Here is a 13540-nt window from a genome sequence, read left to right on the forward strand (position 1 = left end):
CGACGGCGCACATCATGCGCGCGGCAGCCGGATAGGGCTGCAATGTCCTAACCCGAACTTAGAACGTCGATGATAACAAATGCTTACGTCTCGCGGACCGTAACCTACTAGGCCATCTTCCGACCAAGCTGTTGTGCTGCATGTGCAGCTTCCTTTATCACGAAAGTCGGGGCCGGGAACGAAGGGCCTCTGCCCGTACCGTTGCTTTTTAATATCGCGTCCGGTTCCCAGAAGTTCGTCCAACAGGGTCAGGTTAGCGATCGCTACATGGGCCACCGATGGTAGCAACGATTGAGCCGCGCCGGCATCTTCGATCAGATGACCAGCGGCTGGCTTCGGCGGCAAGCGCGTCAAGTCCGTTAGAATAGACAAAACGCCCGTCCATGTTTTCCGTGATCCACTCCTGAGACTGGCGGCCTTGGCCAGCAGTGACCATGGGGATGCGGGCTTGCAACGGCTTGGGAAGTAGATGTAGCCTCGGCTCGATCCGGCCCTCGCCGACAGGGAGTCCTCGTTCTTCCACGGGTCACGCAGGTAAGCGACGGCCTCGCGGAAAGCGTCCCCGCGTTTCTCGAAATCAAGGCCGAGCAACGGATATTCCACTGGGCGGTCACCGGAGGCGACACCAAGGATGACTCGGCCGCCGGAGGGCTGGTCGACGGAGGCTGCGGCCTTCGCGACCATCATGGGGTGTCGCAAGGGAAGGCCAATCGCTCCTGTTGCGAGCGCAATGTTCTGAGGTCGGGTACGCCAAAAGGCCGCCCCTCAGCCACACGCTTCGGCGACCAGTCATTGTCAAGCGGGAGCTCAATGCCGAGCGTAAGGCCTCCGTCTTTCCGGCGGACGAGGTCGAGAGCGCTGGTATTGTTTCCTGACGTCAGGGACGAGGTAGACATACAGTTTCTCCGGAATGGGTCTAGACGAAGGTCCGACAATCACTCGCCCGACCCTGTCGGTTCTTACGCAGCTTTGAGGGCTAGAGCGGATCGGCGGTCCAGAGCTCCACTCCAGATGGTGAGAACGAGAGCAGCGGCAACAAGGATGGCGCCAACCCATGGTGTTGATGCAAGCCCCAGTGGCGATTCAACCACCAGACCGCCGAGCCAGGCACCGATTGCGATGCCGAGATTGAAGGCGGCGATGTTGAGCGCCGAGGCGACGTCGACGGCACCCGGGCGGTGCTCCTTCGCGAGCTGGACGACGTAGAGCTGCAGGCCTGGAACGTTGGCGAAGGACAGAAAGCCCAGTGCCGCAAGTGTGATCAAGGTTAGGACCGGTGAGACGGCGGTGAAGGAGAAGATCACAAGCACGATTGCCTGCAGGGCAAAGAGGCCGGTCAGGGCTTTGACCGGGTTATGGTTGGCGATCTTGCCCCCGCCGATATTACCGGCTGCAATGGCAATACCGTAAAGCACGAGGATAAGGCCGACGCTGGATTCGGAGAAGCCGGTCACATCCTGCAGGATTGGCGCTAGGAAAGTGAAGGCGACGAAGGTGCCGCCATAGCCAAGCGCGGTCATGGCGAAGACGAGCAGCAGGCGGCCCGAACCTAGGACACGGACCTGGTCCAGAATGCTGGCCGGAGGAGCCTTTTTGAGCGTGTTCGGCAAAAGGGCGGCGATAGCGACAAGAGCGACGACGCCGAGAGCGCCAACGGCCCAGAAGGTCGCACGCCAGCCGAAGATCTGACCGATATAGGTACCGATCGGAACACCGGTAACGATGGCAACGGTCAGGCCCATGAACATCATGGCGATGGCCGAGGCCCGGCGATTTTCCGGCACGAGATCGGCGGCGATGGTCGCGCCGACGGAGAAGAACACGCCGTGGGCGAAGGCGGCGATCACCCGAGCGATGAGCAACACCTCATAGCTCGGCGACAGCGCCGCGACGGTATTACCGACGATGAACAGGGCCATGAGACCGAGCAGAAGCGGCTTTCTCTCTATTTTGCCGGTGAGCGCGGTTAGGATCGGTGCGCCGAAAGTGACGCCGAGCGCGTAGACGCTGACGATCAGGCCGGCAAGCGGCAGGGTGATTCCAAGATCGTTCGCAACCGTGGGCAGAAGCCCGACGATCACGAACTCGGTTGTTCCAATTGCGTATGCCGCGATTGTCAATGCGAAGATAGCTAAGGGCATGGCAGTTCCTCTCCGCCTCATAACTGATGACGGTGCTTAGACAGCGGTGCTGTCGGTTGTGGGCTAATGTTCACAATGATCGTTTGGGACTACATTGATAATCGGTTAGATTGGACGAATACCTTTGAGCTGAATTCATAGATCGAAACGTCGTGGATAATCGTGCTGGCGAAATGGAAGTGTTTGTAGCAGCGGCCGAGCTTCAGAGTTTTTCAGCGGCTGGGCGTCGTCTTAAGGTATCGCCGTCCGCTGTAAGCAAGTTGGTCACTCGCATTGAAGACCGGTTAGGCACGCGCCTGCTCGTCCGCTCCACTCGGATTATGAAGCTTACACCCGAAGGTGAGGTGTACCTTGAAAGAGCTCAACGCATCCTCGCCGAGATCGCCGAAACTGAGAAGATTGTTGCGGGAGGAGGAAAGACGGTTCCTCGAGGACTTCTTCGCGTTAATGCTTCCGTTGGCTTCGGAGAGCGATATCTCCTGCCGCTGGCGCCAAAATTCCTGGCGCTGTATCCAGAAGTGCGGCTGGATATCTCGCTTACGGATGGCGTGATCGGCCTGATCGAGGAGCGTACCGATGTTGCCATACGGTCAGGCCCGATGAGTGACTCTTCGCTTATGGCTAGAAAATTATTGGAGAGCAGGCGTGTGATCGTCGCGTCGCCGGACTATCTTCAGACCTACGGAACCCCCAAAACTCCTCAGGATCTTATCGGGCACAACTGCTTCAGCTTCAACTTCGGGCGAAGTCTCAATGAATGGCCGTTTCGTGATCCTGTTTCAAGTGACGTCTACCGTCTTCCCATCTCAGGCAATATGGTGGTCAACAGCGGCATGATTATGCGCCGTCTTTGCCTCGCCGGGAGTGGGCTGGGTCGTGTTGGGCAGTTCCATGTTCAGCCTGATATCGAAGCTGGGTTGTTGGTCCCCGTATTGGAGGACCACAACGCAGAAGATATTGAAATGATACACGCGGTATATACCGGACACGAACATTTAGCAGCCCGCATCCGTGCATTCATCGATTTCATAGGAGAGCACACAAATTAGCTGCAGCTGCATTGTGCGGCGAGCCCAATTATAACCCGTTAGGCGCTAGCGAAACTGACTTTGCTACCAAAGGTCAAAGCACGAAATTCTTTTCGATATTGAGCCATACAACAGAGGGTTGCCGGTTCAGATCCCTTCAAGACCATACGAGCTAGACATGTCGCCTTACAATAAGCTTCGAAGCGCAGGCTGTCATTGCTAGCATCTCGCCCTGAAATTGAGTGCGAGAGCGTGACGACCCACGATGACGTAAATGTTCGTGCTCATCGCAAGGTGCTTGATCGCCGCGCCTAAGTCGCGGGTAGATCTCTCGAGTGTGAAAGTATCCAGAATAGCTGCCGTTCCCGCTTCGGCGGCCAGGAGTTCGGCAATGCGTTTGGCGATTTCTGGAGCGAACGTGCAAGCGAAGTCGCGACCGTCCGTCTACGAGACGCTCGCTAACCAACGTCCCGCATCGACATAAGCTCAATCATCGCATCTTTGAGGAGGTACGACCGGCGTCGTGCAGAGTTTTCGTTCGGCCAATCGTTGAAGTGCGTTCGGTGCCAACTTTTTATCGGGCGCGAGCGGTGGTTCGTGCTCCGATCCCGAGATTGATTGACGCATAATGCGCTTTCTTGCCCTCGTACATCAGCGCATCGGCGCGCCTGACTACAGATTCGATCGTCTCGCCCGCCTCGCTGGTCGCAACCCCATAGGACATGCTAAGTGGCGCGGTCGAGTAGAATTGATTGTTGATCCTCAAAAGCTCCGTGATCGTGTCCATCATCGCGTAAGCGGCTTTCGCGTCAGCGCCAGGCAAAAGAACAGCGAACTCATCTCCGCCGATCCGGCAGGCATGGTTCGGCGCGGACACTGCACCGTTTAGGATTTCACCGAACCGGCGCAACAGACCGTCGCCTGCGTCGTGACCAAGCTGGTCTTTTGCTACCTTCAAACCGTTGAGGTCTATTACAACAGCCGAAACGGGGCGCAGCGACTTGCGCTCAAGACGGTTCATTTCATCGGCGTAGAAGGCGCGGTTATAGAGCTTGGTCAGAACGTCGTGCTTGCCGAGATATTCCACATAGGCTTCGGCCTTCTTGCGTGCCGTGATGTCGGCAAGCGCCACTTGGACGCGCGACCAATCGTGTTCATGTCCCGGAAATACCGAAAAATGCAGCAGGATGTGACGCACAGAGCCGTCGAGCGCGTAATTGACCACTTCGCGATGATGGAAGAGGTTGCCGATCCAGAGCTCCATCAGTTGCTCACGGAATGGCTTTTCCATATCGTCACGGAAGATTTCGCCGAGGCGCTGTAGAAGGTCGGAGCGGTCCTTCGCACAGAAGAGATCGAGAGTTGCCTGGTTCACGTCGATGACCCTGATCTCGCTCATGCACTGACGCACGAATTCGGGGTGGACGTCCATGAAGGTGCGGAAGTCGGTAATGCCGCGATCGCGGATGTCTTCAATTAGCGTGCGGATGCGGCTGAAGTCCTCAATCCATAGAGACACGGGCGAATGCTCGAAAACGCCTTCTGCCTGACGTCTTTGTTCTGCTTCGGCGCGACGTGCATCCTCGCGGTCGCTGATGTCTTCGGTTGTCAGAAGCACTCTGCCGAGGGTCTTCCCATAGCCCGGTAGCACGGCCCCGCGCAGCTGGATATCGAGTCGCCGGCCGGTGATCGTGTAGTTGACGGTCGTGCTTGAAAACGTCAGCTCGCCATCGAAGAGCGCAGCCACTTCGTTAATGTGGGTGTCCAGCATGTCGTCCCGGAAGACCGCCGTTAGATTGGCCGTCAGGTGTTGGAGGCTTTCGGCCTCAAACAGCTCCAACGTCTTGCTGTTGACGCTGAGAACGTGGATACGCTTCGAACATGCGATAACCCGGTCGCGGTCCTCCCGCAGGAAGGCTCTGATATCGGTGACGCCTTCCGCACGCCAATTATCGAAGAGCGCTTTTACTCCGCTGAAATCCTCGATCCACATGGCAATCGGCGCGAGGTTGAAAATGTCGGAATCGAAAGCAGCGGTCATTTGAAATCCTCGAGAAACCTAGAGCGGCCAGATCAACGCCCTCCGCAAGACGCGACCTTACGAGCAAGAGGTAAACCGCTGCTTGCTGAAGCTTTCATAGGGCAATCAAAAAGAAGTAATAACCAGTCGCAGATGGGTCCTACTCTCGACGCGATCGCTTATCCGCCGCCAGCGCCATCGCGGCTGGTTCTCTTCGCAAGGTGTAAGCACCGCTTGTGAATGGTGCAAACGCGTGATGGGCGGAACTGGGGACGAGATATCGTAAGATACGGTGGCGCTCCTCAGCCCGGATCTAACTGAACAGCCCTATTTTTTTCTCCTTTTTGACATGATCTTAGGTTCGAACCCATTCAAGGTGCTGTATCTAGATCCGCCAAGTAAATCCGGTAGCCCATGAAGGTGATGACTCACCGCCGCGCTTCGTGTGCACTGGACGCTCTGTAGAAACTACGGCTGGCCAGAAAGGTCGCAGATGAATATGTTCTGGCAAACAGGAGTATAATAATGCCCGAAGTCCACATTTTTTGCGCGTCTGGTCGAACGCGTGAACAAAAAGTCAAGCTCATGAACAAGATTACCGAAGCGGTAGTTGAGGAGTTTGGCGCAGCGCCGGGATCAGTCACTGTGCAAATCATCGAGGCACCTCTTGCTGACAAGATGAAGGGTGGAATACCTTTTGATGAGCGATAACCTCGCGGGGTACGTGTTGCGGACGCAGTCAAACGACACTTCGCTAAGGTGAGGCGGGTGGTTATGTTTCAACTGACACTGGCAACTACGCTTTATCGGAATGTAGGGCTAGACGGTTAACCTTCGTAAGAAGATAGCGGTGCCAGTGGTCGGCAGTTGCGGCCATTAAGACTTCCTCAGGCAATCACTCAGTCGCCCTGAACCGCTTATTCATCGCTGCACGCCGGCAGGCAGTTTCACTCGTCGCCAGGCACGCCATAAGACGGAGCGGCCAGCGGGTTGAGTGCTCTTGTCACGTAGTCCTGTGCCTGCGGCCTGTAGACCTCCCATGCCTGCGCCACCGCTGAGATCGGGCAGCCCTCGTCCATCCAGTCGATCCGTAGTTCGGCGTAGGGCCAAGTTTCCTTGTCGACTATCAGCAGGCCCGCCGAACGAACCGGGCCAGCTTCTCCGCCTGCGTTGACGGCCTCCTTGAGCGCTGCGATCAACCGGTCGCCCAAAGAGCCGGAAGTTGTCTCGAAAGCCTCGACCATCGCTCGAGGCACACCTTCGTTCGCTAAGAGGTTGCCGGCCGCGACGCACAGGCGGCCGGTTGCAGAGGTCCAGATCCCAAGTGCATTGGGGCCAGAGTGAATCGCCGTGTTTCCTTGTGCGTCGATCGCTAGCAATTGGCGATAATCTGGAAAGCTGTCACTCTGACGGGCAGCAACAACCGCGTCCGCAGCCTTGGCTCCCTTCGCAAGCTCTCCCAGCATTTTGGGACCGAGTGCGGGATTGGTAACATTCTGCGTTGCAACGGCGCCGATACCGGCTCGCGCCCAGGCGCAGCGCGCCGCGACGGCAGGTGAGGATGACGAGATTGCCACACCGAATTGGCCGGTCTCTTCGCAGCGCGCGACGATGGAGAATGTCATGGGAAACCTGTGTCAGTTGGATTGTCGTCATTCGTGATGGTGGCTGGACGAGCCGACTACCATGAGATGCTAAGATCAGTCCGGGATGACGGCCGTCGCGTCGATTTCGACGAGCCATTCGGGCCGTGCCAATGCAACCACGACGAGGCCAGTGCAGACGGGGAAGACGCCCTTGATGTATTCGCCCATGGTCCGGTACACCGCTTCGCGGTGACGAACGTCCGTCAGATAAACGACAAGCTTGGTGACATGCTCCATCTGGCCGCCGGATTCCTGCACCAGTTGGCGGATGTTCTGCATCACCTTGTGGGTCTGCTCGACCGGGTCGTGACTGTCGATGTTCTTGGCCGTATCGAGATCCTGCGGGCACTGGCCACGCAGAAAGATCATCGTGCCACGCGCGACGACGGCTTGGGCTAGGTCGTTGTCGAGCTTCTGCTCGGGATATGTTTCCTTGGTATTGAACTTGCGAATGCGCGTATGTGCCATTCTCTTCTCCATCGGATTGTTCATGCAGAGTGCCGGCAGATCGCTGCCGGTTGATCAGGGTTGCGGTGAGTAGGCGAGGTAGGTGTCCTGGATCAGGATGTGGTCGGCGACATGCTTGGCGTCGTGCCAGACACCCCAGATGAAGCTAGAGCCGCGTCCGGAAAGCCATGGAAGGCCGAGGAAATAGATGCCCTTTTCGGCCGAGATGCCGCGCTGGTGTTTCGGGCGGCCGGCTTCGTCAAAGGCATCGACCTTCAGCCAGCTGTAGTCGGAGGTAAAGCCCGTTGCCCAGATGATGGTGGTGACGCCGGCGTCGCCCAGGTTCAGTTCGCGCAGCGGATTGGTGACACAGTCGACCTCAGGCCCGAGCATGCGCGCATCCTGCTCCAATGGAAGATCGAGACCGTTGCTGGCAACGAATGCGTCTGCCTCGTCGAGCAGCGACAGGTAGTTCTGGTCGCCGCGATCAAGGTTGCGGGCTAGATCGTCGGCAAAGGAAAGCGAGCCGTCGCGGTATGCGCCGGTCATGCCGGTTAGTACCATGCCCTGTTGTGCGAGGCGGCGGAAATCGATCGTCTTGCCACCATGTGCGCCGCTGACGGCAATCGTCACATGCTCGGAACCGGGAGCCTGCGCCTGCGCGTCCCATTTGCCCAGAACGCCGAGCCACCAGACGAAATCACGGCCGCGATATGCGCGGGGAGGGCGATCATGCGGGCCAACGGAAAGATAGACCGTGCGGCCGGACAGCATCAGCTCCTCGGCGATTTGCACGCCTGACGAGCCTGCGCCGACGACCAGTGCCGCACCATCGGCAAGCTGGGAGGGGTTGCGGTATTCGCTCGAATGCATCTGCATGACGCCGGCATCGGCCGGAACGATCGGCGGAATGTTCGGGCTCTGGAACGGTCCGGTGGCAGCGATAACATTGAGCGCCTCGATGACGCCATCGGATGTCTCGACGCGAAAGCCGGGGCGGTCTTCAAGCCGTTCGACCTTTGTGACATCGACGCCGCAGCGGATCGGTGCCTTGTGCAGGTCGGCGTAGGCCGCGAAATAATCGGCGACGCCATCCTTGTGCACGAAGGCGTCCGGGTGGTCGGGAAAATCCATTCCGGGGAACCGGTCGTGCCAGGCCGGGCCGTTGGCAACCAGAGAGTCCCAGCGCATCGAACGCCAGCGTTCGGCAATGCGGCCGCGCTCGAGGACGATGTAGTCGACGCCATTGCGGCTCAGGTGTTCGCTCATGGCCACACCTGCCTGCCCGGCTCCGACAACCAGCGTATGGATCTTCTCGACTGACATGCATTCGCCCTTTTGTGTTTCGCCAAGACCTGCCGATCGGCGCCAGCTATCGTTCCGATCTAGCGAACGGTTGGCATTCGGAAAATTACGAATTGCTGCAGCACTGGTTAGGATTGCCGAAAGCAGGCGGCTGCAAGAGAACATTTACTTTTGAGCAGACCGTAAATACTAAGCTGATCTCAGCACACTCCGCACAGACATGGGCTACCCGTCGCTATCGGGCGCAACATCGGCATCAGGGCCTCAAATGCGTTTCACCTTGCGTCAGCTCGAATATTTCATTGCCACTGCCGAAGCCGGCTCGATCACGTTGGCGTCGGATCGCATTCGCGTGTCGCAGCCTTCCATCTCGACTGCCATCTCGCAGCTCGAAATCGAACTGAACACCCAGCTCTTCCTGCGTCGCCATGCGCAGGGCCTGTCTCTGACGCCGGCCGGCCAGAAACTGCTGCTGCAGGCAAAGGCGGTGATCGAGCAGGTGCAGAACCTCTATACGGCGGCATCCGAGGCGACGGACCAGATCCGCGGGACATTGTCGCTGGGCTGTCTTTTGACTTTTGCGCCCATGCTGCTGCCGGAAGTCAGCCAGAGCTTCAAGGCGGCTTATCCCGGAGTAACCGTCCGGCCGACAGTCGCGGATCATCGGGCCCTGCTGACACGGCTGGAACGCGCCGAATTGGATATCGCGCTTTCCTACGACCTGTCTGTTCCCGAAGGCTTCGAGTTTACGCCGCTTGCCGAACTGCCGCCCTACGTTCAGGTGGCGGAGACCGATCCGCTGGCGGAGCGTTCCGCGATTTCGCTTGCCGAACTGGAAGATCACGAGTTCATCCTGCTCGATCTGCCGCTGTCGCGAGATTATTTCCTCGGGCTGTTCGCCGCAGCGGGTGCCAATCCGAATATCGTTGCCCAGATCCAGCATCAGGAAGTCATCCGGACGATGGTTGCCAGCCGGTACGGTTACACTCTCGCCAATGTCCGGCCCAAGAACAAGGCGGCGCTGGATGGCCGGCGGCTCGTCAGCCTGCGTTTGTCGGGCGAGCACAAGCCGATGCGCATCGGGCTGATCCGGGTCTCTCAGCAGGTCTCTACCCGGCTGGTGCGGACGTTCGAAGAGCATTGCCGCAATCTGATTTCCGACAACTATGTGCCGGGCATGGAGGCTCCGGTTCTCAATCTGCGTCGGACCAGCCAGACCTAGGCTCGCTTTTTTCAAAGCATCAGTTTCGAATATCCTATTTTTCTTTTTGATCGCAGGCTGACAGTGTGCGCGCAAAATGCCGCCTGATCAGCGCGGTGAGTGCCGCCTCACGGAGTCCAGAATGCCACAGCAGAACCAGTCCGCAGACCAAACGAAGGCGTCTATCGTCGAAGCGATGACCAACCAGGAGAAGGTCGATCTGCTTTCCGGTTTCGGAATGTGGAAAACCGCAGCGGTTCCAGCCTACGGCATCAAGCCGATCATCATGACCGATGGCACCTATGGCGTGCGTTATTCGATCCCGCAGATCGACAGCGACGAGCGCGGCGGCATGGATCTCGACGCTTTCCTTTCAGTGGTCAACCAACGTGCTAGCGATGTCTCCATCGCCTGGGGCGAAATGAAGCCGGCAACCTGCTTCCCGAACGGTTCGGCGATGGGCAACAGCTGGGACGAATCTTTAATGCAGCGGCTGGGCGTGCTGCTCGGTCAGGAATGCCGCGCCATGGGCGTTCATCTGCTGCTCGGCCCCGGCATCAACCTGCGGCGCACGCCACTGGCCGGCCGCTCCTACGAATATTACTCGGAAGATCCGCTAGTCACCGGCAAGCTTTCGGCAGCAGTGATCGACGGTGTTCAGTCTCAGGGCGTCGGCACATCCCTGAAGCATTTTGCCTGCAACAATTCCGAAGTCGAGCGCACCACGATGGACAGCGTCATCGAGGAACGGGCGCTGCGCGAAATCTACCTCAAGGGTTTCGAGATCGCCATCAAGCAGTCCAAGCCCTGGACGATCATGTCTTCCTACAACCGCCTCAACGGCGTCCAGGCCTCGCAGGATCCGTGGCTTCTCAACGAGGTCCTGCGCGATGACTGGGGTTTTGACGGCGTCGTCGTCTCCGACTGGCACGGCATCAAGGATCGCGCCGTCTCGCTGATGGCCGGTGGCGATCTCGACATGCCAGAAAGCCCGCGCCGTAAGGCCGATCTGCTCGCCGCTCTCGATAGCGGCGCTGTACCGGCCGAGGTCGCGAACCTCTCCTGCCGTCGTATGCTGGAGATGATCGATCTCTGCAATGCAGGCGCCAGCCAGCCTTTGCCGGTGTACACGGCCGAAGAACACCATGCCGAAGCTCGCGCGATGGCCGCCGCCTCGATGGTTCTCGTGCGCAACGAAGGTCTGCTGCCGATCCAGCCAAGCATGAAGACCATCCTGGTAGTCGGCCGCGATGCCGGAACGCCAGTCATTCAAGGGTCCGGTTGTGCCACGACGATCCCGACAATGGTCGATCAGCCGCTGGAGCAGCTTGAACAGGCACTGGGCGCAAACCACGACCTGACTTTCCGCGAAGACGCCGATGCCGAGACGCTGGCGCTTGCGGCCAAGGCGGATCTGGTTCTGGTCTACACCTCGACCGAAGGCGCCTATGACGGCGAAGGGTCCGACCGCACCACGCTGGCGCTCGGCCCCGGTCAGGATGCTATGATCGCAGCGCTTGCGGGTGTTTCGGATAAGGTTGCGGTGGTGATCGCCTGCCCGGATGCGGTGGAAATGCCGTGGATCGATGCGGTTGAGGCGGTGCTCGTCACCTTTTATTCCGGTCAGGCCATGGGCGGAGCCGTCGCCGACGTGCTGACCGGCAAGGTCAATCCGTCCGGCAAGCTGTCCGTCACCTTCCCGAAGCGTCTCTCCGACGTACCCGGGTTCCTGCATTATCCGGGTGAAAACGGCGTTCATGTCTACGGCGAAGGTATCCATGTCGGCTATCGCTCCTACGACCTGCGCGAAATCGAACCGCTGTTCGCCTTCGGTCATGGCCTGAGCTACACGAGTTTTGCCTATTCCGACCTGAGCCTATCCACGGACCGGATCGGATTGAAGGACGAACTCACGGTCGCCTTCACCGTCACCAATACGGGCGACCGGACTGGTGCCGAAGTCGCACAGCTCTATCTGCAAGCCCCCGGCAGGCGGCTGAAGCGTTCGCCGCAGGAGCTCAAGGGGTTTGCCAAACCGGTGCTCGCGCCGGGCGAAACCAAGCGAATCGAGATCGCCATAAAGGGTTCGGATCTGACCATATGGGATCCGGCGCTCGGCCGCTGGGTGCTGGAAGGCGTCGAGGCCCGATTGGTGATCGGCGCCTCTTCGCGCGATCCGAAACTCTCGGCCGATCTAAAGATCAAGCCTTCGGTGCTGCCGTTCCGTCGCATCGCCTACGATACCCAGCCGGCTTATGTCCTGCCGAACGCCATCGCCTGCGAGCATATCTGCACCTACCTGACCAACCGCTGCAATATTTCGAAAGAGGATGCCATGCGCATGCTCAACCACTGCTCCAACTCGTTCTTTGGTATTTTCACATCGCTCGAACGCCGTCTTCGCGTATCCATTCCCCAGACTGAGGTCGCGGGTCTGATCGTAGACATCAACGCGGCGATGGACGAGGCGGAGTCAAGACTGTGAACTCGACGCAGGACTGGCTGGAGCGGCTGGTGGCTCATCCCACCGTCAGTTCCGACACGAACCTGCCGCTGATCGAGGAGATTGAGACAGCGCTGGTGGAAGCTGGCGCTATCTGCGAGCGCTTCTATGACATGACCGGGCAAAAGGCGGCACTTCTGGCGCGCCTAGGACCGGATGCGCCGGGTGGGCTGATGCTCTCCGGGCATGTCGACGTGGTTCCAGTCGAAGGCCAGGATTGGACTGTGCTGCCATTCAGCCTAACCCACAAGGATGGCAGGCTTTACGGGCGAGGCACGACCGACATGAAAGGCTTTGTGGCATCCGCCGTAGCGCTGGCCCAGACGATCGATATTAAAAGCCTGGCTGCGCCCTTATGGATCGCCATCTCCTATGATGAGGAGATCGGCTGCGTCGGCGTCCGACCGATGCTCGAGGAAATTGCCGGGCGCGACATTTTACCGGACCTGATCGTCGTCGGCGAGCCGACATCGATGCAGCTTGGTCTCGGTCACAAGGGCAAGATGGCTTTCCATGTGAAGGCGAGGGGCATTCCGCGCCATTCCGCCGAGGCACCGCTGGCGCTCAATGCGCTGCATATAGCCACCGACTTCATATCGGGCCTGCGCAAACTGCAGGACGAGATCGAGGCAAGGGGTCTGCGAGAGCCAGGCTATTCCGTGCCGTATGCGACGGTCCATGTCGGCAAGCTCTCGGGTGGAACCGCGGTCAACCTGGTGCCGGATCAGGCGGAGTTGCTGATGGAATGCCGCATGATGGCTGCCGACGATCCTCTTGCTCTAGCCGAACAGATCCGCAAGGCTGCCGCAGTGGCCGTCGCCCCGCACAGGGAGCGGTTCAAGGAGGCGTCTATCGATATCGAAATCACCGGCAACTATCCGGGGCACTCGATCGACGGCAGCCATCCGGTCGTTCAGGCATTTGCGACTTGCCTGCCGAAGGGCGCCAGGGAGTGTCGTGTCAGCTTCGGCACCGAGGCGGGGCTGTTCGCGCAGGCGCTGGATGTGCCCGTTGTCATCTGCGGCCCAGGCAGTATGGATCAGGGACATCGCCCTGACGAATTTATCGAAGAAACGCAGCTTGCCCTGTGCAATACCGTGCTTTCCGAGGCCGTCATTCGCTTTTGTGCAAGCCGTCGGCCGCTTGCTTCGCATGTCCCAAAGCAGATGCACGGAAAAATATAATTTACCGAAGCCACTGGGACAGGAAGAATAGTGCGGACGAAGGTCGAACAAGAAAACGCCGGAGG

12 protein-coding genes are annotated in these 13540 nt (G+C 58.9%); 5 read left to right on the forward strand and 7 right to left on the reverse strand.

Annotated elements, in window-relative coordinates; all coding sequences use genetic code 11:
* Window positions 1-12 precede the first annotated feature (12 nt).
* On the reverse strand, window positions 13-687 hold the full coding sequence (locus tag ACQY1P_RS23240) for an LLM class flavin-dependent oxidoreductase (RefSeq protein ID WP_430256922.1): 675 nt from the start codon (window positions 685-687) through the stop codon (window positions 13-15).
* A gap of 272 nt (window positions 688-959) precedes the next feature.
* The gene (locus ACQY1P_RS23245; protein WP_430256923.1) at window positions 960-2141 is read right to left on the reverse strand and encodes an MFS transporter; all 1182 of its coding nucleotides are present in this window, start codon (window positions 2139-2141) and stop codon (window positions 960-962) included.
* A 152-nt stretch (window positions 2142-2293) separates the two neighbouring features.
* Here ACQY1P_RS23245 and ACQY1P_RS23250 point away from each other — a divergent pair, with 152 nt between their 5' ends.
* Window positions 2294-3190, forward strand: a complete 897-nt coding sequence (locus tag ACQY1P_RS23250; protein WP_430256924.1) for a LysR family transcriptional regulator — start codon at window positions 2294-2296, stop codon at window positions 3188-3190.
* Window positions 3191-3388: 198 nt separating this feature from the next.
* On the opposite strand, the gene ACQY1P_RS23255 is transcribed toward ACQY1P_RS23250, so the two are convergent.
* Both ACQY1P_RS23255 and ACQY1P_RS23260 read right to left on the reverse strand, forming a co-directional pair.
* The gene (locus tag ACQY1P_RS23255; protein WP_430256995.1) at window positions 3389-3574 is read right to left on the reverse strand and encodes a hypothetical protein; all 186 of its coding nucleotides are present in this window, start codon (window positions 3572-3574) and stop codon (window positions 3389-3391) included.
* A 169-nt stretch (window positions 3575-3743) separates the two neighbouring features.
* Window positions 3744-5210 (reverse strand): diguanylate cyclase domain-containing protein, encoded by a 1467-nt coding sequence (locus ACQY1P_RS23260; RefSeq protein WP_430256926.1) that lies wholly within the window; start codon window positions 5208-5210, stop codon window positions 3744-3746.
* Between the two features lie 504 nt (window positions 5211-5714).
* Here ACQY1P_RS23260 and ACQY1P_RS23265 point away from each other — a divergent pair.
* On the forward strand, window positions 5715-5900 hold the full coding sequence (locus tag ACQY1P_RS23265; RefSeq protein WP_070147357.1) for a tautomerase family protein: 186 nt from the start codon (window positions 5715-5717) through the stop codon (window positions 5898-5900).
* Window positions 5901-6136: 236 nt separating this feature from the next.
* Here the strand turns inward: ACQY1P_RS23265 and ACQY1P_RS23270 are convergent, their stop codons facing one another.
* The 3 genes from ACQY1P_RS23270 to ACQY1P_RS23280 all read right to left on the reverse strand — a co-directional run bounded on the left by ACQY1P_RS23270 (window position 6137) and on the right by ACQY1P_RS23280 (window position 8608).
* Window positions 6137-6814: a DUF1028 domain-containing protein gene (locus ACQY1P_RS23270; RefSeq protein ID WP_430256928.1), complete on the reverse strand. Its 678-nt coding sequence runs from the start codon at window positions 6812-6814 to the stop codon at window positions 6137-6139.
* A gap of 75 nt (window positions 6815-6889) precedes the next feature.
* A complete protein-coding gene (locus ACQY1P_RS23275) occupies window positions 6890-7303 on the reverse strand; it encodes a RidA family protein (protein WP_430256930.1) in 414 nt (137 codons plus the stop codon).
* A 54-nt stretch (window positions 7304-7357) separates the two neighbouring features.
* Window positions 7358-8608: a flavin-containing monooxygenase gene (locus tag ACQY1P_RS23280; protein WP_430256931.1), complete on the reverse strand. Its 1251-nt coding sequence runs from the start codon at window positions 8606-8608 to the stop codon at window positions 7358-7360.
* A 247-nt stretch (window positions 8609-8855) separates the two neighbouring features.
* Here ACQY1P_RS23280 and ACQY1P_RS23285 point away from each other — a divergent pair, with 247 nt between their 5' ends.
* From ACQY1P_RS23285 to argE, 3 genes are all read left to right on the forward strand, one after another.
* Complete coding sequence (locus ACQY1P_RS23285; protein WP_156587283.1) at window positions 8856-9809, forward strand: LysR family transcriptional regulator; 954 nt, start codon at window positions 8856-8858, stop codon at window positions 9807-9809.
* 121 nt (window positions 9810-9930) lie between these two features.
* Entirely contained in the window at window positions 9931-12273 is a 2343-nt protein-coding gene (locus tag ACQY1P_RS23290) for a glycoside hydrolase family 3 C-terminal domain-containing protein (RefSeq protein ID WP_430256932.1), read from the forward strand.
* The gene (gene argE / locus ACQY1P_RS23295) at window positions 12270-13475 is read left to right on the forward strand and encodes an acetylornithine deacetylase (RefSeq protein ID WP_430256934.1); all 1206 of its coding nucleotides are present in this window, start codon (window positions 12270-12272) and stop codon (window positions 13473-13475) included. Before ACQY1P_RS23290 ends, argE begins: the two co-directional genes overlap by 4 nt.
* Window positions 13476-13540 lie beyond the last annotated feature (65 nt).

Source organism: Neorhizobium sp. DAR64872/K0K18, assembly GCF_050500175.1.
GTDB lineage: Bacteria > Pseudomonadota > Alphaproteobacteria > Rhizobiales > Rhizobiaceae > Neorhizobium > Neorhizobium soli.